25 protein-coding genes and 1 other annotated feature are annotated in these 26,167 nt (G+C 36.0%); of the genes, 5 read left to right on the forward strand and 20 right to left on the reverse strand.

Annotated features, from left to right (window positions below; genetic code table 11):
- Positions 1-15: 15 nt before the first annotated feature.
- The 5 genes from D9842_RS14300 to thpR all read right to left on the reverse strand — a co-directional run bounded on the left by D9842_RS14300 (position 16) and on the right by thpR (position 3,877).
- Positions 16-909 carry a diacylglycerol/lipid kinase family protein gene (locus tag D9842_RS14300; protein WP_121663094.1) on the reverse strand — a complete coding sequence of 298 codons (894 nt, stop codon included), beginning with the start codon at positions 907-909 and terminating at the stop codon, positions 16-18.
- A gap of 246 nt (positions 910-1,155) precedes the next feature.
- Positions 1,156-2,115 (reverse strand): nuclease-related domain-containing protein, encoded by a 960-nt coding sequence (locus D9842_RS14305; RefSeq protein WP_121663095.1) that lies wholly within the window; start codon positions 2,113-2,115, stop codon positions 1,156-1,158.
- A gap of 114 nt (positions 2,116-2,229) precedes the next feature.
- Positions 2,230-2,916, reverse strand: a complete 687-nt coding sequence (locus tag D9842_RS14310; RefSeq protein ID WP_121663096.1) for an LrgB family protein — start codon at positions 2,914-2,916, stop codon at positions 2,230-2,232.
- The gene (locus D9842_RS14315; protein WP_121663097.1) at positions 2,913-3,299 is read right to left on the reverse strand and encodes a CidA/LrgA family protein; all 387 of its coding nucleotides are present in this window, start codon (positions 3,297-3,299) and stop codon (positions 2,913-2,915) included. The genes D9842_RS14310 and D9842_RS14315 overlap by 4 nt, the downstream gene beginning before the upstream one ends.
- Positions 3,296-3,877 (reverse strand): RNA 2',3'-cyclic phosphodiesterase, encoded by a 582-nt coding sequence (gene thpR, locus D9842_RS14320; protein WP_121663098.1) that lies wholly within the window; start codon positions 3,875-3,877, stop codon positions 3,296-3,298. The genes D9842_RS14315 and thpR overlap by 4 nt, the downstream gene beginning before the upstream one ends.
- A gap of 288 nt (positions 3,878-4,165) precedes the next feature.
- Between thpR and cysK the strand changes: the two genes are divergently transcribed.
- On the forward strand, positions 4,166-5,095 hold the full coding sequence (gene cysK / locus D9842_RS14325) for a cysteine synthase A (protein ID WP_121663099.1): 930 nt from the start codon (positions 4,166-4,168) through the stop codon (positions 5,093-5,095).
- A 79-nt stretch (positions 5,096-5,174) separates the two neighbouring features.
- Here cysK and pepV read toward each other — a convergent pair whose 3' ends face one another.
- Entirely contained in the window at positions 5,175-6,569 is a 1,395-nt protein-coding gene (gene pepV, locus D9842_RS14330; RefSeq protein ID WP_121663100.1) for a dipeptidase PepV, read from the reverse strand.
- Positions 6,570-6,802: 233 nt separating this feature from the next.
- Here pepV and D9842_RS14335 point away from each other — a divergent pair, with 233 nt between their 5' ends.
- Positions 6,803-8,107, forward strand: a complete 1,305-nt coding sequence (locus D9842_RS14335; RefSeq protein WP_121663101.1) for an NCS2 family permease — start codon at positions 6,803-6,805, stop codon at positions 8,105-8,107.
- A 54-nt stretch (positions 8,108-8,161) separates the two neighbouring features.
- Here the strand turns inward: D9842_RS14335 and map are convergent, their stop codons facing one another.
- From map to D9842_RS14350, 3 genes are all read right to left on the reverse strand, one after another.
- Entirely contained in the window at positions 8,162-8,908 is a 747-nt protein-coding gene (gene map, locus D9842_RS14340) for a type I methionyl aminopeptidase (protein WP_121663102.1), read from the reverse strand.
- Positions 8,909-9,050: 142 nt separating this feature from the next.
- Positions 9,051-10,208, reverse strand: coding sequence for an ABC transporter permease (locus D9842_RS14345; protein WP_121663103.1), 1,158 nt, complete (start codon positions 10,206-10,208; stop codon positions 9,051-9,053).
- 6 nt (positions 10,209-10,214) lie between these two features.
- Positions 10,215-10,919, reverse strand: coding sequence for an ABC transporter ATP-binding protein (locus tag D9842_RS14350; protein WP_121663104.1), 705 nt, complete (start codon positions 10,917-10,919; stop codon positions 10,215-10,217).
- 335 nt (positions 10,920-11,254) lie between these two features.
- Between D9842_RS14350 and D9842_RS14355 the strand changes: the two genes are divergently transcribed.
- Complete coding sequence (locus tag D9842_RS14355; protein WP_121663105.1) at positions 11,255-11,476, forward strand: DeoR family transcriptional regulator; 222 nt, start codon at positions 11,255-11,257, stop codon at positions 11,474-11,476.
- A gap of 77 nt (positions 11,477-11,553) precedes the next feature.
- On the opposite strand, the gene D9842_RS14360 is transcribed toward D9842_RS14355, so the two are convergent.
- The gene (locus D9842_RS14360; protein WP_121663106.1) at positions 11,554-12,282 is read right to left on the reverse strand and encodes a pseudouridine synthase; all 729 of its coding nucleotides are present in this window, start codon (positions 12,280-12,282) and stop codon (positions 11,554-11,556) included.
- A gap of 330 nt (positions 12,283-12,612) precedes the next feature.
- Entirely contained in the window at positions 12,613-14,247 is a 1,635-nt protein-coding gene (locus D9842_RS14365) for a putative polysaccharide biosynthesis protein (protein WP_121663107.1), read from the reverse strand.
- A gap of 170 nt (positions 14,248-14,417) precedes the next feature.
- Between D9842_RS14365 and D9842_RS14370 the strand changes: the two genes are divergently transcribed.
- Entirely contained in the window at positions 14,418-15,683 is a 1,266-nt protein-coding gene (locus tag D9842_RS14370; protein ID WP_121663108.1) for a BaiN/RdsA family NAD(P)/FAD-dependent oxidoreductase, read from the forward strand.
- A gap of 79 nt (positions 15,684-15,762) precedes the next feature.
- A complete protein-coding gene (locus D9842_RS14375; protein ID WP_121663109.1) occupies positions 15,763-15,948 on the forward strand; it encodes a sporulation protein Cse60 in 186 nt (61 codons plus the stop codon).
- Between the two features lie 300 nt (positions 15,949-16,248).
- Here the strand turns inward: D9842_RS14375 and D9842_RS14380 are convergent, their stop codons facing one another.
- The 9 genes from D9842_RS14380 to D9842_RS14420 all read right to left on the reverse strand — a co-directional run bounded on the left by D9842_RS14380 (position 16,249) and on the right by D9842_RS14420 (position 26,094).
- Complete coding sequence (locus D9842_RS14380; RefSeq protein ID WP_121663110.1) at positions 16,249-16,572, reverse strand: rhodanese-like domain-containing protein; 324 nt, start codon at positions 16,570-16,572, stop codon at positions 16,249-16,251.
- A 272-nt stretch (positions 16,573-16,844) separates the two neighbouring features.
- Entirely contained in the window at positions 16,845-19,259 is a 2,415-nt protein-coding gene (leuS, locus tag D9842_RS14385) for a leucine--tRNA ligase (protein ID WP_121663111.1), read from the reverse strand.
- A gap of 100 nt (positions 19,260-19,359) precedes the next feature.
- Positions 19,360-19,589: a binding site (T-box leader), on the reverse strand.
- Between the two features lie 260 nt (positions 19,590-19,849).
- A complete protein-coding gene (locus D9842_RS14390) occupies positions 19,850-21,055 on the reverse strand; it encodes an MDR family MFS transporter (protein ID WP_121663112.1) in 1,206 nt (401 codons plus the stop codon).
- Positions 21,056-21,207: 152 nt separating this feature from the next.
- On the reverse strand, positions 21,208-21,690 hold the full coding sequence (locus tag D9842_RS14395) for a GNAT family N-acetyltransferase (protein ID WP_121663113.1): 483 nt from the start codon (positions 21,688-21,690) through the stop codon (positions 21,208-21,210).
- Between the two features lie 148 nt (positions 21,691-21,838).
- Positions 21,839-23,173, reverse strand: a complete 1,335-nt coding sequence (locus D9842_RS14400; RefSeq protein WP_121663114.1) for an ABC transporter permease — start codon at positions 23,171-23,173, stop codon at positions 21,839-21,841.
- Positions 23,163-23,861, reverse strand: coding sequence for an ABC transporter ATP-binding protein (locus D9842_RS14405; RefSeq protein ID WP_121665072.1), 699 nt, complete (start codon positions 23,859-23,861; stop codon positions 23,163-23,165). The genes D9842_RS14400 and D9842_RS14405 overlap by 11 nt, the downstream gene beginning before the upstream one ends.
- A 22-nt stretch (positions 23,862-23,883) precedes the next feature.
- Entirely contained in the window at positions 23,884-24,840 is a 957-nt protein-coding gene (locus D9842_RS14410; RefSeq protein WP_121663115.1) for an ABC transporter permease subunit, read from the reverse strand.
- Entirely contained in the window at positions 24,834-25,712 is an 879-nt protein-coding gene (locus tag D9842_RS14415) for an ABC transporter ATP-binding protein (RefSeq protein ID WP_121663116.1), read from the reverse strand. Before D9842_RS14415 ends, D9842_RS14410 begins: the two co-directional genes overlap by 7 nt.
- Positions 25,678-26,094, reverse strand: a complete 417-nt coding sequence (locus tag D9842_RS14420) for a GntR family transcriptional regulator (protein ID WP_121663117.1) — start codon at positions 26,092-26,094, stop codon at positions 25,678-25,680. The genes D9842_RS14415 and D9842_RS14420 overlap by 35 nt, the downstream gene beginning before the upstream one ends.
- Positions 26,095-26,167 lie beyond the last annotated feature (73 nt).

The raw sequence follows: 26,167 nt of genomic DNA on the forward strand, positions 1-26,167 counted from the left end.
TTAACACCATAACATCTATAGGATAAATGCCTTATGTGATTCACTAATCTTGATAATCACTGGGCTTTCTCCTATTACATCTCCATCAGCATGAACAAGTCGAGTGGAATCAGTCTTCACTGTGATCTCTTTGCAGGATATTTCCTCAATAAACTCATTTTTTGTTTTGTTTCTTTCCTTAGTCAATAATAATAAAGGTAGTAATTTAAGCCGCTTAGCTTCTTTTATGATTAAAACATGTAAATTTCCATCTCTATTAGAACGATTAGAAACAATTATGAACCATACTGAATCAAACGCTAAGGGTTGCTCTTGATCTGTCTCAAGAGATATTGAAAAGAATTCATAATTCCATAATACCTTTAATAGCCCGACAATAAACCTGACATGCCCTAAAATGGGCAAACCTGACTTTGCCTTTCCCTCCTTTTTTTCTTGACTCAGTATACTGGCGTCCAGCCCTATACCCACACGATTGAAAAAATAATTCTTCCCACTCTTCCCTTCAACACGATATTCCCCTAAATAATATCCATTTAAAGGTGCATTCCAGCGTTGAAATAAATGTTTTATAGCTTTTTTTGGGTCAGAAGATAAAGAGAAATTGGTCAGTGATTTATTTCTACTTCCTGAATAAATAAAGCCCATCTGTATTTTATCAAATGAACTTAAACCGTTTACAATTTCATTAATTGTGCCTTCTCCACCTATACCAATAACAGTTTTTAGACGGTAATCTTGGATTGTGGCGATTTGTCTTGCAAGAGCCTCCGCATGTCCAGGATATTCTGTATAGAAAGAACGAAAAGACACTTTTCTTTTTTCAAGTTCTTTCTTAACTTTTTTCCATATTTTACTTCCTCTACCATAACCAGATTCCTGGTGAATAATCAAAAATAATACACTCATATTGAAGCTCCATCTTGTTCATAGTTTATGTATTTGTAATATTTGTGTTCATGTCCCATTTATTAGCTTTTCATTTTAAATCATTGCTTTTTTGGAAATAAAATAAAGGACAAAATGACATCTTGTCCTTTATTTGATAAACATTTAAAATTGAGGTTTTAGTTTTTATGCATAGACCGTTTCATTACGCTCCACTAAGATTATCAATTATCTAAAGCTCAAATTTAACAAAAAAACTTTAAACTTTTATGTCGTTTCATTCCATTCACTTCGATTAAAAGAGTTTGTTAAGCAGTGCGATAAGAGAACTTGTGCAGCTTTTAACTGGGTGTGTTTCAAAGGCGCTGATGAGGTTCTTAGTCTTTGAAACCATTCTTCATAATTTCTCTTATCTAAAATCGTTATATCATGTGGAGCAAAGGGATAGTCAACATAACCGTTTCGACTTATAATTAATTTTTTTACTGAAATATCAATATCTTGTGAATGAATTAATTTTTGTACAACCGTACCCGTACGATTTAAACTAAGTACAGGATTTAATAATTTGCGTTCTGCGTCCCCTCTTCGGGCTGTCCAAAATTTCTCCTTTGAACCAATAAAAACAGTTTCAGGTAATTGTTCTACAATTGTTAAACAATAAATTTCAGTCGTCCCAATTAAGATAATATCCAATTCTACCGGTGCATTTTTCAGTTTGAAAACAGGACGATAAAGTAATAAATAATGATCGGGAAGACGTTTCACAAAATAAGGCAATAATTGATCTCGATAAATAGCATGATCAACAGAGGATTTCTCACGGATTGTTGAACTTGCCCATCGAATTTGAAAACGAAAAATATAATCTAAAAATAAATGCTTTAAGTCATCAAGTGTCTTTGGAATTGTCGTAAATTGAAACTGTAATTCATCATCATCTAAAGCCGAATCATTTACTAGAGGTTTAATCATTTGTTGCTCTTGTTCTACCTTTGAAAATCTTTTTTTAAATTTCTTAATTAAAGTAGATTTCTCTTCTTCCTCTTCATCTTGGTTATCAGGCGTTTCACTTACCTTCATAACAGTATGGAACATGTTATTCTCCCAGGCCTGAAATACCTTTTCCCATTGCTGTCTCTTTAAACGTATGAATTGACTTGGGTAACGATAAGCATCTAATTCATAGCGGGATATATAATCAAAAAGCTTAATGATTTGCGCCAAACGCTGAACAACTCCTATTTTGCTGTTTTTAAAACTTAGCTACTTCAAAGGCAGTGTCCCAATAATTAGAAACTAATGGTGCCCTAGTGTTATAGCCTCTTTAATTAAATTCTCTTATAAAAATAAGGATAAAAGGATTGGACAAAGAATGCTAGTAAATATTGCACCTAGTGTCATGGAAATTGAGCTTATGGCTCCTTCAACCGTTCCCATCTCTAATGCTCTTGCCGTTCCAATCCCATGTGAAGCAGTCCCTAAGCCAATTCCCCTTGAAATTGGTTGTTTAATTTTAAACAAATTCATCAAGTAAGGTCCAAACATTGCTCCTGAAATTCCAGCAATCATGACATAAACAGCTGCAAGAGTCGGTGTTCCTCCTACCATTTCACTTATGTCCATAGCTATTGGAGTCGTGACAGATTTAGGTGCTAACGAACGTAATAGTTTTTCGTCTACATTAGTTAATAGACTCATGATAATCCCACTACACACGCCAATTAGCGAACCAATGAAAACACTAGTAAAAATACTTACTATGTTACGCTTTAAAGTTTCCCGATGATCAAAAAGTGGAATTGCAAAAGCAACAACTGCAGGACCTAAAAGATGCTCAATCCATTGACCACCTATCATATATGAACTATAAGATATTTTAGCTAAAAGAAGGATAATGACAATGAACAGGCTAGACGTAAAAATTGGAACTAATATCGGATGTGGAAATTTCGTGTAAAGTTTCCTCATAAAACTAAAAATAAGTAAAGTTATCAAAATAAAAAATAACCCTATTAAAATTGTCATAAAGATAGCCCCTTATCTTTATGAACTTTCTTCCCTTTTGCCAAAAGAACATCACTTATATAAGCTGAAGCCACCATAACGATCATCGTACTACAAAATGCAATGAATAAGGTAATAATCCCAAATCCTTTAAATAAATTCAGATAATCAATAATCCCTACAGTTGCAGGAATAAATAATATCGGCAAATTTTTCAAAAGAAACGATCCCCCAGAAGAAAACCAATCTCTTTTAATCCATTTAAAATGAAGAGCGACAAATAATAAAACCATTCCAATCAAGCTTCCTGGAATGGGAAGTTTAATAAGTGCCCGAATTCCTTCACCTATACTATAAATTCCATATAAACAAGTAATTTGTAGAATCAGCTTAACATATTTCATTCTGTTTCATTCTCCAAAGTTTTCAAAGGAAATGTTTCAACCACCTCATACTTTGGAATTTTATTCAGATTTGTTTGATACAGATGAATCTTCTTTACATGAAAATGAGATGAACTTCCTTCAAAAGCATGATCTAGTTGTGGCCATTTTCTAAAAGGCTCCTCTGACTTCCAATTTCTCGCTAACGTAATGTGAGGACGAAAAGGCTTTTTATCAAGCTGAAACCCCACTTCTTGACATCTGTCAAACACTTGTTTTTGTAAATGCTGTAGATTCATTGATTCTTTTACACCAGCCCAAAAAATTCTTGGAGCATCCTGCTTACCAAAAACGTCAATTCCTTTTAACATCAAATCAAAATGTGGAACAAACTGAACAACCTGTTGAATTTTCTCGACTAATAACTCTAATTTCTCAACTTCCCCTACATCACCTAAAAATGCTAATGTAATATGATAATCATTTGGATGGACCCATGATTGAAAGGGCAATTTATTTTTATAGGTTGTAATCCAATTTTGAATAAGCTGTTGATGATGTTCTTCAATAGGTACGGCAATAAAATAATGTTTTTTCATAGCAGCCCCCAATGTTATTTAAGATAAGTTTATTTTATCCCACATATCCAAGCTTTAAAAGGTCGTTTCATATACAATGCGTTCAGCAGTTGCTATACTGTTAACTGTCTATATTATAAAATAAGTGATTTATTAGAAAAACTTGCTTATCGCCAAGTCATAATGGCGAAAGCCCTAGTTTTTCTTATACTATCCTCCATAAAATTTATATCCTTTCTGATAGTGTAAAAAATACTACGGCTCAAGGTTCTCTAACAGCCTTATATAAATGAAAAAGGAAGTGGCAACATGAAAATTGCAAATAACGTATCAGAGCTTATCGGAGATACACCTCTAGTTAGGTTAAATCGTTTAAACCCAGAAAATGGTGCATCAATATATTTAAAGCTTGAATTCTTTAACCCGAGTGGAAGCGTGAAAGACCGAGCAGCTTTCAACATGATCGTTGAGGCAGAAAAACAAGGCTTATTAAAGCCAAATTCAACTATTATTGAGCCAACTAGTGGGAATACCGGGATTGGAATTGCAATGAACGCGGCAGCAAGAGGCTATAAAGCAATCCTCGTTATGCCTGATACTATGACAAAAGAACGAATTAACTTGCTTAAAGCTTACGGAGCAGAAGTGGTTCTAACTCCAGGACATGAAAGAATGCCAGGATCAATAAAAAAAGCTGAGGAGCTAGCTAAACAAATTCCTGATTCATTTATTCCAATGCAATTCGATAATCATGCAAACCCTGATGCTCATAGACATACAACTGCAAGGGAGATTATAGAGGCCCTTGATGAAATCGGCAAACCACTCTCAGCATTTGTTGCGACAGCTGGAACTGGCGGTACCATTACAGGTACAGGTGAAGCCTTGAAAGAACATTATAAAAATGTAACAGTCCATGTTGTTGAGCCTGCCGGTTCTCCTGTCCTTTCAGGTGGTAAACCTGGAAACCATAAGCTAGTTGGGACAAGCCCCGGATTTATTCCACCGATTTTAAATCAAGATGTATATGATGAAATTTTTAAAATTGAAGATGAACAAGCATATGACATTACAAGAAGATTAGCACGTGAGGAAGGACTGTTAGTTGGGCCTTCTTCCGGAGCTGCATGCTATGCCGCAATTGAAGTTGCAAAACGACTAACACCTGATGATGTTGTGGTGTGTATCACTTGTGATACAGGGGAAAGATACTTATCAAGTGATGTTTTCTCATTTTAAAGGGAGAAGATACTTCCCCTCCCGTGCTGCTGTCGAGAAGCCTCGACAGCTTTTTTTATTTTTCCTCACAGGGCAAACCTTATTTTGCTAATTCATATATTGCTTGTGCATAAATGGCTGTTGCTTTCAATAAATCCTCAATGTCAATATATTCATCCTTTTGGTGAGCAACATCTGGTCTACCTGGAAATAAAGGTCCAAAAGCAACACCAGCTTCTAATGATCTTGCATATGTTCCTCCACCAATCGCTATAAGCTCAGCATTTTCTCCGGTTTGTTCTTCATACACTTTTTTCAAAGTTTGAATAAGGGGATGATTTTCCTCCACATAGTGTGGTTTCGAATCATCAAATGATACTAATGAAAAGCCTTCTACATTGTTTATTTCTTTTTTTATTGTTTCAGCATTTCCTGAAACAGGATAACGTATATTTACTCCAATTTTGCCAAGCTGGTCCTTAGTGTATTTCATCACACCTAGATTAACTGTTAGTTCCCCGCTAACTTCATCAGAAAACGCTATGTTGAGCTTACGACCGCGCGTGTCATCTAAGAAATAATGAACAATGGCTTGTATATAATTTTCGCCTTTTTGATCAAGATTCAGATTATGTAAATATTCAGCTAACAAAATGCCCGCATTCGTACCGTTGTTAGGCTCCATTGCATGTGCTGAGACACCTTCAACAGTTAAACTTATCATTTGCTCTTCAATCATAGCCTGTCCGCTTATATTTTTGTCGCTAATAAATGATTTAAATTGTTGTATCATTTCATTGTTATTTTGAGATGATAACACAGCTTTAGCAAAGTCTGGAACCATATTATATCTTCTTCCAGACTCAAAGGAATGGAGAACAATATCTGATGTTAAATCAGTGAAAGATCCATTTTGCTCGATCGTTAAATCAATAATTCCTTTTTCAGCAAAAATGATCGGAAAATCCGCATCAGGGGCAAAACCTAACTCTGGCATCTTCTCATGCTTAAAGTAATGATCAACACAGCGCCATTCACTCTCCTCATCTGTACCGATAATCATGCGAACATTTTTACTTAACGGTAATTGCAAATCTTTCACAATTTTCATTGCATAAAATGCTGCAATTGTTGGCCCCTTATCATCCATCGCACCTCTTGCAAAAATTTTCCCGTCACGAATCTCTGCACCATAAGGATCACTTGTCCAGCCATCACCTTCTGGAACAACATCAACATGACATAATATTCCTACAACCTCTTCACCATTTCCTTTTAATTCAATATGACCTGCATAGCCATCTACATTTTTAGTAGTAAAGCCAGCTTCTTCACCTAAATGTAAGAGATGAGAAAATGCCTTATGGATTCCTTCTCCAAACGGAGCATCACTTGTTTTTGAGTCCTCATTCAATACACTTTTAATTTGTAGAAATTCCTGTGTATCTTTTATTAGACTCTCTCTTCTTTTCTCAACTTCTTCGTTCCAATTCATGTATGATCCTCCTGCCATTTTATTCATTATTCTATTATCATACTAACACGTGCCTTCATGAAAAAGTATGTTGGGTGTTAAAAAGCAAATCTATTTGTTAGTTTTTATCTTTTTGTCACAAAATATAAATGGATTGTTAGGGACAATGTGAACAAAACTATTGCAATAAAGATTAAAAACGAATATTATTATAAATGTTTTGAAAAAACGTTCGTAAAAAATCGGAGGTACATATGTTTAAGCTAACAGAAAACAGAACAAATGCCCGAACCGAAATTTTAGCTGGAATCACAACGTTTTTAACTATGGTATATATCGTTGTCGTGAATCCAATTATTTTGGCAGATGCAGGAGTTCCATTCGACCAAGTCTTTACAGCAACAATCATTGCGACAATAATAGGGACACTTTGGATGGCCCTATCAGCAAACTATCCAATTGCGATTGCACCGGGGATGGGATTAAATGCATACTTTGCCTATTCCGTTGTTGGAGCAAATGAAAATATTTCATATACAACAGCCTTCTCTGCTGTTTTTATTGCCGGAATACTATTTGTCATCCTTTCGCTAACTCCGTTTCGAAAGAAATTAATTGAAGCAATACCGAGCAATTTAAAGCATGGAATCACAGCTGGTATTGGCCTTTTCATTGCTTTTATTGGTCTTCGTTTAACAGGAATTGTCACAGCAGATCCAAACAATCTAGTGGCATTAGGTGATCTTCATTCTCCATCTGTTGTGTTAGCATTAATTGGTTTAGCTATAACATTAATATTAATGAGCCTAAATGTGCATGGCGCGTTATTCGTTGGTATGGTTATAACCGGGATTATCGCCTTTTTCACAGGGCAATTATCATTTGATCAAGGAGTTATGTCATTCCCAAGCTTGCCTGAAGGATTGATTATTACAAATCCATTTTCAGCTTTAACTGATGTAATATCACATGGCTTATATGCCGTTGTGTTTTCTTTCTTGCTTGTAACCATCTTCGATACAACAGGAACAATGATTGGAGTGGCTCAACAGGCAGGGCTTATGAAGGGCAATGAATTACCAAGAGCTCGTACAGCGTTGCTAGCAGATTCAGCTGCCACAACAATTGGTGCAATGTTTGGAACAAGTCCAACTAGTGCATACATTGAATCTTCTGCCGGTGTTGCAGCAGGTGGAAGAACAGGCTTAACAACGTTAACCGTTTCAGCCCTATTCGGTCTAACATTATTTTTCAGTCCTTTAATTGGAGCAGTTTCTGGTATCTCCGCAATTACTGCACCAGCATTAATTATTGTCGGAAGCTTAATGATGGGGGCTATTGCAGAAATCAATTGGAAAGAGCTTGACGAAGCGTTCCCTGCCTTTTTAGTTGTTTTAAGCATGCCCCTAACATCAAGCATTGCTACTGGAATTGCACTTGGCTTCATTTCATATCCTTTAATGAAAATTGCAAAAGGAAAGTGGAAAGAAGTTCACATCTTTGTTTATATTTTTGCCGTTCTCTTTTTCATTCAACTAGCCTTTATTGGAGGACACTAAAAAAAGCGAAATGAATCATTAGATTCATTTCGCTTTTTTATTAAGAAACATGTCTTATTGTTTCGTTAAAATAAGTGGACCATCTTTTGTTATTGCAATTGTGTGTTCATATTGTGCTGATAAACTTCCGTCTACTGTTCTTGCTGTCCAATGGTTATCGTCCATTTTCGACTCCCACGCTCCAATATTCACCATCGGTTCAATTGTGATAACCATGCCTTCCTTTAAGCGCTGACCCTTATTGGGCTCACCATAATGAAGAACTGTTGGTGGTTCATGAATGGTTCTTCCAATTCCATGACCTGTAAAATCTCTAACAACTGAATACCCTTCGTCCTCAACATATGATTGAATAGCGTGACCAATATCTCCTAGTCTGTTTCCAACAACAGATTGTTCAATTGCCTTATTTAAAGCTTCCTCCGTAACCTGTAATAGCTTAGCCGCTTGAGGTGATACATCTCCTACAGCATACGACCAGGCTGAGTCAGCAAGTGCACCATTTAAATTTACAACCATATCAATTGTGACGATATCACCATTTTGTAATGGGGTGTTTCTCGGGAAACCATGGCAGATTTCATCATTTATTGATGCACATGTTGCAAATTCATAGCCTTTATACCCTTTTTGTTCTGGTGTTGCACCATGCTTTTTTAGATACTGTTCTACAAATGCATCAATTTCAAGTGTTGTAACACCAGGCTTGATTCTTTTAGCAATTTCTTTATGACAATTTGCCAGCAGTTGACCTGCTTTATGCATGAGTTCAATTTCTCGTTTACTTTTTAAAATAATCACCTTAATACCTCCGATTAGTCCGTTGCCTACGTATGTACAATATGTAATAGCTATTGGTATGCTGCTTGCTTTCAAAAAATGTAAGCTTTTCTATATATAGCCTAGCATAATTTAAAGCAAAGTTCTAAATAATTGAGCTCTACTATAATAAAATAGCAATCACTGTTGATAAGCTAGCTATTAAGATTACGAGGCAAACACCTGGGTAAACAAATCGGTTTTCACATTTTTTCTGGGCAATAAACATATACTCCTTTTCTCCATAGTCAGCTGACAGATATGGGTTCTGTTTTACTATTTCTTTAAACATCAGTACAATCCATTCTCTAAAGAAAAAGTAAAAGACGATTGTTACTAACCATTTTATCCATATAGGTGTAGTGAATATGATAGCTGATGTAATAGATATAACCTGAAAATATTGTAGTAGATTCCCTTTATCACGAAGAAATGATTTCATAAACAGTTCTGTTACCCCATTTTCAGGTGATCTTTTCTGAAAAATTCTTGCGGAATTCCTCCATAATATCCGAGACCTTTTCTTTTGCTTTTTTACCTGTGGCATTGTGACTTCTGGATTCACAGTAAACATAAACTTTATATATTTCACTTTATTTCTTTGTTCTTTTTCAACATCATCATAGAATGTTTTTATTTGAGATTGATATCCCTTCACTTGCCATAATGATAAGCAGAAAAAAATGAGAGCAATCCCTATAATTAACGGATGAATAGGCTTAAAGATAATAGCAAAACACAAAATCAAAATGAAACAAGTAACAACTAATTCAATGATCAGCTTCTTCCAAAATTCAAACTTGTAAACAACTTGTTTGTAAGTTGTAAGTAATAAATTTAAACTAAAAAAGAATAGAGAAGTAACAAGTAACTGATAAAAAGTTAGATCATCGTAATGGTTTAATAACGGATATAACCAAACAAAAAGTAGTAACCACTTAAGAAGTAGTAGGATCCAAGAGTAAATGACCCCGATATACCTTATTTCCGTCATAATCTTTGAAAATTGTAATAGTGTAAGTTGATCAGCTTCTTCCATAAACGTTCGAATGGTACCTTGCCAACACAACAAAAAACAACTAAGAAAAAGAGCTTCATACGGCACTCCCTCAAGCCAATCAGGCAACGAGTTCCACCAGGAGTAATAGGTTATGCCTAAAAAAGCCAAGAATGGGATAAGAAGATAAACAATGATCGTCCAATCAAAAACCGTACGAATAATGTTAAATTGATAAAGCCAATCTTGTTTCAAGCGTCTCCACCAAATTTTTCTTCCTCTCATTTTTCTTTACCTGCCTTCCTCAACTTTATTGAAGCAATCAAGTAAAGAAGCACCTGGAAGGCCTGTACTTGCCTGAATTTCCTCAATTGTTCCTTGAGCAACCATTGTTCCCCCTGATACGAGTAAAAACCGATCACATATTTTTTCAGCCGTGTCCAACACGTGAGTTGACATTAAGATAGCGGCACCGCGATTTTGTTCTTCTTCCATAACAGTTAAAAACATTTTAGTAGCACTCGGATCAAGACCTATAAAAGGCTCATCAACAATATAATAATCAGGTTGTAATACAAGAGCTTGTATAATCATTACTTTTTGCTGCATTCCTTTGGAAAAGGTGGATGGCATCTCATGTTTTACTTTTTCCATTTTAAAAGCATGTAAGTAGAGATTAGCTCTTTCAACTAAAATCCTATCATTGATTCCATTAACTGCAGCTAGGAGGTCCAAATGCTCCCACAAGGTTAAATAATCATAGAAGATAGGTTTTTCAGGTATATATGCATACCTACTACATGGTTGCTTGTATATCTCTCCTTTCACATATTCCATTACACCTAAGAGAGTCTTGATTGTTGTACTTTTACCTGCACCATTCGGACCGATTAAACCAATCCATTCTCCTTTATGTAAATGAAAATCAATTCCCTGAATAACAGGAGCTTTTTCTTCATACCCTGCTTCTTCAATTTTCACTGCTAAAATACTCATCTTTGATCCTCCTTGTTTAATTTAATACGCTCGGAAGATGGAAAAAGATTCAAAAACCATAAAAAAAATTCATTTTAATGTCATACTATTCAGAACAATAGGCATATAGATTTATTGTGTTAAGTACGCGCGTGCTTGTTTATCTTGGAATAAAAATGTTAATATTGTGTAAATTGAAACTTTTCTATGGATTATTACTGTCGAAATCGTGTAAAATATTGTTGTAACGTTTTACCGCATAAAACTAAATATGTATGAAGTGACATCTGAAAGAGCAGTCATCGAAAGGTTGTAGTAGGCATTGCCAGTGCGATCAAACGATAAGGAGTGGTTTTTTGAAACCTTCAACAAACCGTATGCTAACCAGAATCAAATCAGTCTACATGTTTATTAATGAGCGGGGAACTGTGACGACACAGCAACTCGTTGACGAATTTGGTATAACATCAAGAACCATACAACGTGATTTAAATGTGTTAGCATATAACGATTTGGTTCACAGCCCTACAAGAGGTAAATGGGCCACTACAAAGAAGAAAGTTAAGATGTCTTCGTAAGATCAAAAATAAACATTCCTATATACATAAAATAAGGAACCTTATGATCAAGGTTCCTCCTTTTTGCCTAAATGTTTTTATAATTCTATCGGTTTAGCATTTCTTAATGCCTCTATTTCTTCCTCTGTTAGATCGCGATATTCTCCTATTTTAAGTTCATCCTCATCTAAAACAATTGGTCCCATCGATATTCTTTTTAAATATGTTACTTTTTTTCCAACAGATTCAAACATACGTTTTACTTGATGGAATTTACCTTCTGTTATGGTAATATGAATGGTCGATTGATTCCCCGCTGTTAGAATTTCAAGTTTAGCAGGCTTTGTTACATAACCATCATCCAATGTCACACCATTCTTAAAGGACTCGATGTCCTCTTCAGTTACTTCACCTAATATGTCTGCATAATAAGTTTTTGGAACATGTTTTTTAGGAGACAGCAGTTGATGTGAAAGCTGTCCATCGTTCGTCAAAAGCAATAGCCCTTCCGTATCTTTATCAAGACGACCAACTGGAAACGGTTGATAAACAGCGTCTTCCATTTCCAGTAAATCAATGACTGTTTCTTGATACTCATCTTCTGTTGCGGATAAATATCCTGCCGGCTTATTCATTAGTAAGTAAACGAATTCTTTGTATTCAACTTTTTCTTCATTTACTGTAATGTGTTGATGATCAGGATCCACATGTGTTTTTGGATCCTTTATTGGTTCTCCTTCAACTTTTACAGCTCCTGTCTTAAGTAATTGTTTTACTTCTTTTCGGCTTCCAAAGCCGATATTTGCTAATAGTTTATCAATTCTCATATTATGTAAGACCCCCCTAACGGAACTAGATATTTTAATTTAAGTCTATTTGTTGATATCTTGTCGTATTTTTTCATTTAACCTAAGAACAGGTCCGTTCCATTGCGCTCCAGACAATTGCTTTCCGCGGGGAGGAAGCTTGAGCCTCCTCTGCTTTGCCTGCGGGGTCTCATCCTTTCCTCTAGCTCCCGCAGGAGTCAATTGTCTTCCACTTCATTCCACTATCATTTTGATATTTTAAATCAAAGAATTTAACAAAAACAACCTTTAGTAAAAAAACTCGGAGAATCCGAGTTCTTTGTTATCTTTAACTTATTTCATTAATTCAACCTATTCAACTGATCGTTTTTTTCTTGGTAAAAAACGGTTTAAACGGTTTCCTAATAATTTTTCTAACAAATGAGATCGATATGTTAAGTAGGCATATGTTGCTCCACCAATTGCGACGGCAATTCCAACAACAATAACAGCATTCATACGACTATCTGAGTAATTAATAAAAATACTTAGTATAGAAAATACCACGGAAACAACAAGCCCCATAAAGATACACAGTATTGTAATTAATAACGACCTCTTAATTAGGAGTCTAAAGGAATAACCTGCATGGCGTTTAATCATCGCAAACCCATAGATTAACGATACAATGTAGCCTGCTGCAGTTGCGATAATTGAGCCTACTCCTTCATAAAGCTCAATTAACGTAACATTTAAGGAAAGCTTCACAATTAAGCCTATGACTAAGCTAATCACCGCAAGCTTTTGTTTATTAATACCTTGTAAGATCGCTGCATTCACTGTAAAAAGAGAGAAAAGTAAAGCTACAGGGGCATACCACATTAGAATATGCTTCCCAATTTCTTCTGATGTTCCCGCGTAGAACACATTATAGGCTGGTCCGGCTAAAACAGAAAGACCAATCACAGCAGGTAAAACAAGTAACATAATCACCTGTAAAGTTTGATCAATCTGTTTATGTAGTAAGCCCCGATTATTATTTGAGAAAGACTCTGTAATAGTTGGAATCAGTGTTAATCCAAAGGCTGTAGCTAATGATACTGGAATCATCACTAATTTTGGCACATAAAGAAGTAACACAGAAAACATATCCATTGTATATGACTGTTCATTTCCAGTACTTAACATTGCACGGTTAAAAGTCAACGTGTCGATGTAATTGTAAATGGGGATTGCCAATCCAACAAAAACAAATGGTCCTGCATAACGAAATACTTCCTTAAACATTCTGCCGAGTGGCATTGGTTCAGCTTGAATTGGATTGTCCTGCATAGCTAAGAGTGTACCCTTTCGTTTCACCCAATAGATAAACAAAACAACTAACCCGCCTACTGCTCCAACAAACGCAGCAAATGTAGCATAGCCAACTGCCAAAACAAGTCCACCATTTAATACATTCATCACGATGTAAGTTGAAACTAACAAAAAGACAATTCTGACAAGCTGTTCAACAACCTGTGAAACTGCTGTAGGTCCCATAGATTGATGCCCCTGAAAGAAGCCCCTTATTAAGCTCATTAGCGGAACAACAATAAGCGCAATGCTCACCATTCTGATGACGAGAGTTGCATCTTCAACTGTTACTCCATTAAGCTCTCTTTCAGCAAGTGCTGCAATTGCAAACCATGGTGCCAGCATATATAAGATAGCAAAAGCAAGTAAGCCAGTTATGAGCATAACAAGTATGCCTGCCTTAAACATCCTTCGGCTCGTTTGGTAATCTCCTAAAGCATTATATTTTGAAACAAATTTAGATACAGCTGCTGGAAACCCTGCTGTTGCAACGCTTAAGAAAATTGTATATTGTGCATATCCTGCATGAAACAATCCTCCACCAGTTGTTCCCACCATCGCTGCAAAAGGAATTAAATAAATCATTCCTAAAATTCTTGATATGTATGTACCTAATGTTAATACGAACGTTCCTCGTAACAAATTATTAGACATTTTTCTTACTCACCATTCTTCTCTATGAAGATTCAACTTTTCTATTTTACCATAAACCCATATATATACCATAAGCATTGTGATTCATCATTATTTTTCATCAAATTTTTTACTTTTTACGTTCTTCAGATATAATATTGTAGCAGACAAGTGAAAAAGGTGTGGATTAAATGAAATATGATGTAGTTGTAATTGGTGGCGGTCCTTCAGGATTAATGGCTTCCATTGCTGCAGGAGAAAAAGGAGCTCGTGTACTTCTTTTAGATAAAGGAAATAAACTAGGAAGAAAGCTTGCCATATCAGGTGGTGGTCGCTGTAATGTAACAAATCGATTGCCAATAGATGAGATTATTAAACATATACCCGGAAATGGCCGTTTTTTATATAGTGCTTTCTCTGAATTCAGCAATGAAGATATTATCCGTTTTTTTGAAAATCTAGGTATTCAATTAAAAGAAGAAGATCATGGTCGAATGTTTCCCGTCACGGACAAAGCGCAATCAGTCGTTGATGCACTAATAAGTGAATTAAAGCGATTAAACGTGGAAATACGTACAAATGAACCTGTAAAAGATGTGATATACGATGAGGAAAAGGTAACAAGCATTGTACTAGTTAACGGTGAAACAATTATAACAAAAGCAGTTGTACTAGCTGTTGGTGGAAAAAGCGTACCACATACTGGGAGTACAGGTGATGGATATGCCTGGGCTGAAAATGCCGGACATACGATTACCGAATTGTTTCCGACTGAAGTGCCTATTACCTCGAATGAACCATTTATCCAGGAGAAAGCTCTACAAGGACTTTCTTTACGTGATGTGGCACTCAGTGTCCTTAATCCAAAAGGAAAAACAATTATTACCCATAAAATGGATATGATTTTCACTCACTTCGGAATATCCGGTCCAGCTGTATTAAGATGTAGTCAATATGTGGTCAAGGCTATGAAAAAGTTCAAAACAAATGCCGTTACTGTCAGTATTGATGCCCTGCCTGATCAAAATGAGGAACAGCTTTTTCAATCAATTGTTAAAGATTTAAAACAGGATTCAAAAAAAGCGATAAAAAACGTGTTAAAAGGATTGCTACCTGAACGTTACTTACTCTTTTTGTTAGAAAAAAATCAAATTGATACGTTAGTTACGTATGATAATCTATCAAATGAAAAATTGCGCTCTTTCGTAAAAGATTGCAAGCAATTTCAATTTCAGGTCCATGGTACACTATCAATTGAGAAAGCCTTTGTAACTGGAGGTGGTGTATCAGTAAAAGAAATTCACCCGAAGGAAATGTCATCAAGACTAAAAGCGGGATTATATTTCTGTGGTGAGATACTAGATATACACGGTTACACAGGTGGCTATAATATTACGTCAGCTTTAGTAACCGGGCGTCTTGCTGGAACAAATGCTGCTCTTTACTCTAAAGAATAAAATCACTTCTCCATTCTAGTAATAAATTTAGACAAGCTATCATACAGATTATTAAAATGGAAATTAGGAAGTGATCATGATGTTAAAAGTGGCGCTTTTTGATGAAGAACACGAAAAAGATTTAGAAGAAGAAATCAATGGGTTTCTAGCAGACCTCGGAGAAAATCAGGTTAGAGATATAAAATTCAGCGTATCAGTATCCATAGACGAGGATGGAGAACAAATCTATTGTTACTCAGCACTTGTTATTTACCGGGAAAAGTAAAATGCTTGGAGACATATATGCTCCAAGCATTTTTTATACCAAGATAAGCACCTGGTTAAGCGATTTCCAATTCATCAAGAATCGCCAGAAAATAAGCTACTAAAATAAGCGGAAAAGTTCCTCTTAATGAGGAAATAGTACGAAAAATAGATTAAATAGACGGAAAAATTCCGCCTATTTCATCAAAAATGATGAAAATGGACCATTTTACTTTGCATAACCGGAAAAAATCCGTTTATACCCCCCCAAACAAGTTCCATTCTTCATTCTAACTGGAAAAATTCCGTTTATTTATTTAATTTACGCTAGCTGACTCTTTGGCTTTGTTTCACCTTTATAATCAAGCATGCCACCAGTCATGTTAACAACATCGTATCCTTTGTCTTGTAAATAAGCACAAACATTTCCGCTTCTTCCACCTGAGCGACAAATGTAAATCGTTTCTTTATCTTTATCAAGTGCATCTAAATGCTCCGGAATATCATTCATACGAATATGCTTCGCTTGCGGAATCATGCCTGCTTCTACTTCTTCGTCTTCACGAACATCTATTAGCTCAAGTTTTTCCCCATTTTCTAATCTTTTTTGTACCTCTTCAGGAGAAATTTCTTTAAATTCTGACATTATGTACACCCTTTCAGTTTTAATAGTTGCATTATATCAAAGTAGTTTGTGAGGTGCTAGTTTGCAGAATTTCTTTATTTGATGCTTTTTGAGATATATTTGATATTTTGTCCAATATATTAGTCAATTTCTATGATTTATTTGCTAATTTTCACAGTTTATTTGCTGATTTTGACCAGATATTAGTTCTTCGACAATCTACGACATACACAAGCAAAAAAACAGCAAGCCCGACTCTCACTGAGCCGGGCTTGCCAATTCCAAAACACGTACTAGTTCGCCACAATATTCACAAGCTTACCAGGTACGGCAATTACTTTTCGTATTGTTTTTCCTTCTACATGTTCTTTCACACGATCGTCTTCTAATGCAATTTGTTCTAACTGTTCTTTTGTAACATCTTTTGCTACTAAAAGCTTTGCACGGACTTTTCCGTTTACCTGAACAACGATCTCTACTTCATTTTCAACAAGTTTCGCTTCGTCAAATGTCGGCCAAGCTTCATAAGAAATTGTGCTACTGTGACCTAATTTGCTCCATAGCTCTTCAGCTAAATGAGGGGCGATTGGTGATAGAAGCTTCACAACACCCTCTACATACTCTTTCGGAAGCACTGTTTGTTTGTATGCTTCATTAATGAAGACCATCAGCTGTGAAATAGCTGTGTTGAAGCGCAGTCCTTCCAAATCTTCTGATACTTTTTTGACCGTTTGATGATAAACGCGTTCAAGCGCATCGCTTGCTTCATCAACAACCTTCGGACTTAATTCACCATTCTCTTCAATGAACAGACGCCATACGCGATCTAAGAAACGTCTTGCTCCGTCAAGACCTGTTGTTGACCAAGCGATTGATGCTTCTAATGGTCCCATAAACATTTCATAAAGACGAAGCGTGTCTGCACCATGTGATGAAACAATCTCATCAGGATTCACAACATTTCCTTTTGATTTACTCATTTTCTCATTGTTTTCACCAAGAATCATCCCTTGGTTAAAGAGCTTCTGGAATGGCTCTTTTGTTGGCACAACACCAATATCATATAAAAATTTATGCCAGAAGCGAGCGTACAGTAAATGAAGTACAGCGTGCTCAGCTCCTCCGATGTAAATATCAACAGGCAGCCATTGCTTTAATTTTGCATCATCTGCAAGAGCCTCGCTATTTTTCGGGTCAATATAACGTAAATAATACCAGCAGCTTCCAGCCCATTGCGGCATTGTATTTGTTTCACGACGACCTTTTTTACCTGTTACAGGATCAACAACATTTACAAATTCATCAATAATTGCAAGTGGAGATTCCCCTGTTCCAGATGGTCTAATTTCTGTTGTTTTTGGTAATACAAGTGGAAGTTCTTCTTCCGGAACGGCTGACATTGTACCATCTTCCCAATGAATAATTGGAATTGGCTCACCCCAATAACGTTGACGGCTGAATAACCAGTCACGAAGACGGTAGGTTACTTTCTTTTCGCCTTTTTTGTTTTCTTCAAGCCATGCGATCGCTTTTTCAATTGCTTCTTGTTTACCAAGTCCATTTAAGAAATCGGAGTTAACGTGTTCACCTTCACCAGTGTACGCTTCCTTCGTCACGTCTCCACCGCTTACAACTTCTTTAATCGGAAGATCAAACTTTACAGCAAATTCATAGTCGCGCTCATCATGTGCAGGAACTGCCATAATCGCACCAGTACCGTAAGTTACAAGTACATAATCTGCAATCCAAATTGGCATTTTTTCACCGTTTACAGGGTTAATAGCATAAGCACCTGTAAATACGCCTGTTTTATCTTTTGAAAGCTCTGTACGCTCTAAATCACTTTTATGTTTTACTTCGTTAATATAAGCCTCAACTGCTTGTTTTTGATCCTCAGTCGTAATTTTTTCAATAAAAGAATGCTCTGGAGCTAAAACAGCGTATGTTGCACCAAATAATGTATCAGGACGTGTTGTGAAAACAGTAAATGTTTCATTATGTCCTTCAATATCAAATGTTACATGAGCACCTTCAGAACGACCGATCCAGTTACGTTGCATATCTTTGATGCTTTCTGGCCAGTCAACGTCCTCTAAGTCTTCAAGAAGACGATCAGCATATGCTGTAATTTTCAGCATCCACTGCTTCATTGGGCGTCGCTCAACTGGATGACCTCCACGCTCACTTTTCCCATCAATAACTTCCTCATTTGCTAAAACGGTACCTAACGCAGGGCACCAGTTTACAGGTACTTCATCTACATATGCCAAACCTTTTTTATAAAGCTGCAAAAAGATCCATTGAGTCCATTTGTAGTATTCAGGGTCTGTTGTGTTAACTTCACGATCCCAATCATATGAAAACCCTAGTGCTTGGATTTGTCTTCTGAAGTTATCAATGTTTTGCTTTGTAAATTCAGCTGGGTCATTCCCTGTATCAAGCGCATACTGTTCAGCAGGTAAACCAAATGCATCCCATCCCATCGGATGAAGAACATTATACCCTTGCATACGTTTCATACGAGATAAAATGTCTGTTGCTGTATATCCTTCAGGATGTCCTACATGGAGACCCGCTCCTGATGGATATGGGAACATGTCCAATGCATAGAACTTCGGTTTTTCTGTATCTTCTGTTGTTTTAAATGTTTTATTATGTAACCAATAATCTTGCCATTTCTTTTCAATCTCTTGATGATTGAAGCTCATCTGTTTTCCTCCTTAAAGCTTGCTCTTATTTTATTTTATAACCTGTTGAACGGGTCAAAGCTTTCAAAAGTCTATAAAAACGAAAAAAGCCCACATCCCAAACAGGGACGAGAGGCTTAATTCCCGTGGTACCACCCAACTTTGGCATAGTATAATTATGCCCACTTTGACATCCGTAACGTGGATAGACGACAAATATTACTTGATCTATTTCTCTTTCACATTTGTAACTCAAAGGCGAGTTCATTAGCAAAAACTGGTTGACTCTCACCATCCGTCAACTCTCTGAGCACATTTTCACTAATTACTATTCCTTTTCTCCGTTCATTTCGTATATAGATTTAAGATTATTTTATATAAATTTGTCGTGATATGCAAGTATAGGCATCATTTATGATTTTTCTTTCAATAATTATCATCAGCATCGACTATAACAATCCAAACGTAAGCGTTTCAATTATTTCCTTTGCGTAAGGAAAACATTGATTGATCATGACATTTACCTTCCCCTGTTAATCATTTTTTCCCCTATCGTATCACAAGGTAGCAGTGTAGGTAGCAGTGTAAGTTTCAGAAAAAAAGAAAAGGTCTTAGACCCCGTAAACATCGGGTGCCTGAGACCTTTTCTTTTCAATAACAGCATTAAGCTTTTTATCATAAATGAAAGTAGTAAAGATACCAACTGCTAATAAAGTAATAATAATCATAAATAAGAGGTTCATATTGTAGTAGTCTGCGATTACACCCCCAAGTATAGGGCCAATCATTCTACCACCTGTTGCTGTACTATTAACAAATCCTTGATAAAAGCCTTGTCTTCCTTCAGGAGCTAAATCATTTGCAATTGTAGGAACCGCTGGCCAAACAAGCATTTCTCCTATTGTTAAAATAACCATAGCAACAAGAAATCCAGTAAATTGCTCTGCAAACAAAGCAATCACAAAAGAAAACATAAACACAACAAATCCAATGACCATTTGTCTTTTTAATGTTTTAGCAAAACGTTTCACAAACATGGAAATAAGTGGCTGACCTAACACAATCATCGCACCGTTAATTGTCCATAAAAGACTGTATTGACTTATAGGAATATTTAGGGTTTGAGTGTAAGAAGAGATTGTTGAAGGCCATTGAACATAACCAACCCAGCATAGTAAATAACCCGTACACAAAATAATTAAAGCCGTAAACTTATGACGACTTTTTATAGCTGTTTTTTCATTTAAAATCGAGGTTTGCTTTGCACTTGCTCCATCAATATTTCGATACCCGAAGAATGCTACAAAGAAAAAAACAGCATACAAAGCTGCATTTGCTACAAATATATAATTAAATGAGATGGAAGCAACAATTCCTCCTAACGAAGCTCCTGCTGCAACACCAACATTTTGTGCTACATATATAGAGTTAAAGGCTTTCCTACCACCTTCTGGCCAAACAGTTCCGGCTAGAGCATATGTAGCAGGAAAAACAATACCTGAACCGAATCCAATAAAGATTAGCAAGTACATATAAACTGGCCAGCTATGATTAAACATCAAAATGACAATTGAAACTAAAGTAATGATGATACCTATTAAGATGGATTTATAGCCACCAATTTTGTCAAACAAAACTCCACCAACAAGATTTCCTATTACACCTGCAGCAGCATTAAGCATGAGAACAATCCCAGCTAAAGTTAAAGACTTACCTAGATGTTCATGGATATAGATCGTGTTTAACGGCCATAAGAATGAAGCTCCGGTAACATTAATCATCATACCAATTACAAGTAACCATAAAGAGCGTGGCATACCTCAACCTCCTTCACGTGCATGATCATAGTGAATTTTCCTCAACTATGTAACGTTCCTCAGAGAATTTTAGCCCCTTTTCTTATGATTTGCAATGAAGAAATCGTCTATCTTATAATGTTGTAATAATGAGAAAATATAGACTTTTACTCTTACTCTATTAGCCTATACATTAAAACATCGTCCACATAATTCCCGTCTATGTAAAACTCTTTTATTAATCTACCTTGCTCAATAAAGCCGCATTTTTTATAAAAGACTAACGCCCCTTTATTGGTAGACAAAACACGTAGTGACACCTTCGTGTTTCCTCTTTCCTTTCCAAGCTCTATTGCTTTGTCCAACAGCTTTTTGCCAATTCCCATTCCTTGGTACATTTTGTCTACAGCTATATCAATTTCCATCACATGTTGATTGGTTTTTAAAGGAGTAGGAGCGTGATACCCTAAATACCCGGCAACGTCTCCATTTACAATTGCAACAATTTGACTGCCTTCAGGATTTCTTTCTCTAAATTCGTCAATAGAGCTCCATACAATATCAGCAGGTGTTGTTGCAGCATCCCATACACGATGATCTAACTCTATTAACTTTTCAAAATCCTTTTCTTCTGAAAAACGAATGGTGATCTCCATACTTTTCCCCCATAGTTGTTGTTTACCTTAGAATATCAACTATTTAAGGGAAGAAAAATAGTTTTTGAAAAATTATCCATTTAAATTCTGACTCACTGTACAGAGCATACGAAAAACTGCCAGCATAAAACTAGCAGTTCCAACGAGCTTATAGTTCCCTTCTTAAAGCCGCTAGCACATTGATGTTTGTTGCTTTAACAGCTGGACGCAGCCCGGAAATCATAGCTACTCCGATACTAATGGCTACTGATATCACAACAAGACTTATCGGAATATATGAAAACGTAAAGTCTATTTCACTAGTTCCACCACCTGTAGCAGATTGTAAAATGATTGGTAAAAGCTTGTTAGCGGCAAAGCTAATCGCATAGGAAATGAGTACACCAATGGTTGCCCCAATGATTCCTATATACGCACTTTCCATTAAAAACAACCTTCTAATAATTCCTGGTTGTGCACCTAATGCCTTCATAATTCCTATTTCCTGAGTTCTTTCTGTTACAGCCATTGTCATCGTATTAAAGATCCCAATTGATGCTATAATAACTGCGATTGTTCCAACAAATATTAATCCAGCCTTAAAAAAGGTAAAAAATAAGTTTATACTATCCAATTCTTCCGTTATTGAATAAACCATATAATCCTTGTCTTTAAGGTCAGTTGTCACCTGTTCTACTGCCTCCAAGTTAGATGCATAGACATAAACTTCGCTATAGGGAATTTCACTCACCTGACTTCCTTCTTCTACAGGCATTGCAAAGGAAAGGATTTCCTCTCGAAGCACATCATTTATATAAATGCTTTGATCCTGCATCCAGTCCCGTGCAGGTGCTTCTCCCACTCCTGCAATTTTAAAAGTAAATGACTTTTTCTCTTCTTTTCCTTCTTCTGTTTCCTTCGTAATAGTCATTGTAATCTCTTTACCTACAAGATCTCCTTGGTATCCTGTTGGCTCTTTAGCAGGCTCATTTGGTGAAGATTCCATCTTCTTCTGATATTCATTCTTTTCATTTTCTGTTAAAAGAGCTTTGGCAAAATGATATCCAACAATGATTTCGTTGTCCGCTTGTGGTACTTTTCCTTTTTCCAATGACAGATTAGCCTTTAACTCTTCTTGCATATTTGTTATTGTAGGCCAAACTTCTCCTTTTCTGTCCTCGAGTGAAACCTCCACCGGAAGGTCAATCGAGTTACGGCGGACAACCGCTGTTACATTTTCGGTTTTACTTAGATCTTCTAGATGCCCCTTATTAATTTGTTGATATCCTTCCTTCTCCGTTTGTTTTCCTGAAACAGAAACTTCTGTAATAATCTGCTGCGATTGTATTTCTTCCGTCATGCTCTTTTGAACACCGAATCCAATTGAAGCCAGAACAATCAAAAAGGCACATGCCATTGTGGTTGCTAAAATGGTCATAAACACCCTAAGACGGTTTTTCTTCATATTTTTCAACATTAATTTTAATTGATCATTAAACTTCAACGAAGGCACCACCTTTTGACAGCACTCCATCTTGTAAATGGAATTGATGATTGCTTATTTTCGCTACTTCATCATCGTGTGTAATAATACAAAATGTAATTCCTTTTTCTGTGTTTAAGTGTCTTATTAACTCTAATATTTCTAATTCAGTTTCTGTATCAAGACTTCCAGTTGGTTCATCAGCTAGAATAATACTTGGCTTTGTAATTAAAGCTCGTGCAATACTTACGCGTTGTTGTTGCCCCCCTGATAATTCATTTGGATAGTGACTCGCGTGTTCATGTAACCCTACATTTTGTAATAAATCCATGACTTGTTTTTTTCGCTCAGGGGAAGGTACCCCTTTTAAGGTAAGAGGAAGCTCAACATTCTCAAATGTCGTTAAACTTGGAATGAGCTGAAAGCTTTGAAAAATAAAACCGAAGTGATTCAATCGAAACTTTGCCCATTCTTTTTCATTAAAGTTTGTTACATTCTTTTCATGAATGATCAATTCGCCCTCAGTTGGCGATATATAACCTGAGATTAAATTCAGCAAAGTGGATTTTCCAGAACCACTTCGACCAACAATTGTCGCGATCTCACCTTGCTTTATGTTAAATGTTACATTTTTCAAAACCGGAATTTCTTTTTCCGCTCCTTTTTTCCCTACTTTAAAGGAATGACTCAAGTTCCGAACCTCAATCATGGTACCTTCTCCTCCATTACGTTTATTTTTGTTTTTTATAGATGGCAAAATAACTAATGATAAATCCAATACCTGCACCGATTGCAGCTCCAATGATGTAACCGACCATATCCTCTTGGGATGAAGAAATATACCCCAATGTACTGAATCCTAAGATTCCTAGAATAATAACGATGACTTGGGCAGGTCTTTCCATCCATCTCCACACAAAGAATGAGCCGTTTCGTTCAAAAGGATGCTTTTGAAAAGCATAATAACCAATGCTAAAAAATAGTAAACTAATAATAAAAGGTAAAAATAGACTCTTAACAGGGTAATGACCATACGTAAAAAACAAATAAGAAATAGGTGATAGATTGTAAACAGCAGATTCAAATGAGTGATCAATGTTAATTTCAGGGTAAAATAGTATTCCAATTTGAATTAGCGTTAATCCAAATACAAGAATCGGAAATACACTCACTGTTAATGCAACTAATCCTTGAGCCAATGGGTTACCAGTAAACGCTCCCGCAGCAAATGTAACACTATACAGTAGCAACAATGCACCCAATAAATACAAATAAAACTCTGTAAAATAAAGAACGGGAATGTCTATAAATAGGATTAATATAGCCGTTATTGTAAATGCAATGACCCAACTTAAAACAATACTTACGGCACCTACACTCCATTTCGTTAGGTAAATACTTCCCCTTGAAAAAGGTAGCGATAGATTAAATTCCATATTTCCATTACTTCTCTCCACACCAATTTGCACAATGGCTAATGTTATAACAAAAACACACAATAAAAATGCTGAACCAAAATGTTGAAGATCAATCTCTTTTAAATCTTCAGGAAGATCATTTATATTTATTACATTTAAATACTCCAGCCAAATTTGTGCTGGTAGAAGAAACGAAATAAAGAGAACCATGATGAATAACTGAACCCAATGTTTTTTTATTTCATGTTTTAATAAATCAGGAGCTACCATCTTCGCTTCCCTCCAAACTTTGCAATAAAGATTTCTTCAAGACTTACCGGAAGTTCATTCCAAATTCTAGGTTCAAGTGAGCGTAACCATTCATGATTTTCTTGATCCTCCTGCTTGAGGACAACTGTATAAAAAACACCGGTGGACTCTAAGACTGGAATGCCCTTCTTTCTCATCTCTAACAATAAATCTTGATCGAAAGCCAGTTGTAATTTCACATAATTCTCCTTTAAATCATCTACATTCAACACATCTGCGAGCTGATTATCTTCTAAAAAAGCAATGCGATTACAAATTCGTTCGATGTCTTCTAGTCTGTGTGAAGTTAGTAAAATCGTCGTATCTCTATGAGCAACTTCATCAATCATTAATTGCAAAAGATCATGTCTTGTTACTGCATCAATTCCATCTGTTGGCTCGTCAAGTAAAATAACAGCAGGACGGATCGCAAATGCAAGAATAAGCCCCAATTGTTTTTTTAACCCTGTTGAAAGTTCACGATATTTTTTTGTTTCCGGGACTCCGTAGCGATTCATTAGTTCATTTGCATAAGTTACGTCAAAGTCCGGGTAGAGTGTACGGAGTGTTCTAACAAGCTGTTTATAGTTATACCGATCATAGGCAGGATTTTGAACTGGCATATATATCACTTTTCTTTTTACAAGCGGATGATCAAAAATTGCCACATTTTCAAACAGCACTTCACCTTTGTCTGGTTGAATAATTTGTTGTATGCACCGTAATAAGGTTGTTTTTCCAGAACCATTTCTTCCTAATAAGCCAAATATTTCACCTGATTCAAGAGTAAGGTCGATCTCCTTAAGAACCTCAACTCCATCAAGTGTTTTTGTCAGTTTTTTTATTTGTAGCATGGGAATCACCCCCTACTTCCTTCCTGATTTCATCAATCCACTCATGAATATGGTTAAAGTCAATACCAGCATAAAACGCATCAATAATTAGCGGCTTTAATTGGTCCTTAATCATTTCCATCTTCCTTTCATCTAGAGATTCTCCCGTATTTTCTGACACAAAGGTTCCACGCCCACGTAATGTCTCAATTATCCCTTGTCTTTCAAGCTCCTTATAAGCCTTACTAACAGTGTTTGGGTTTGCAACAATCATGGTGGATAATTCTCGAACAGATGGAAGCTTGTCACCAGACTTTAATACCCCTTTAAAACATAGCTCCTTCATCTGCTGAATAATTTGCTCATAAATGGGAGTTGAACTTCTCGGATCTATTTGGATCATCGTTTCTCCCTACTTTCTTATTAATTTATATTGATCTATGTGTATTACATCATGTAGTACACATAGTACATTA

It is taken from the genome of Metabacillus litoralis (assembly GCF_003667825.1).
Classification (GTDB): Bacteria; Bacillota; Bacilli; order Bacillales; family Bacillaceae; genus Metabacillus; species Metabacillus litoralis_B.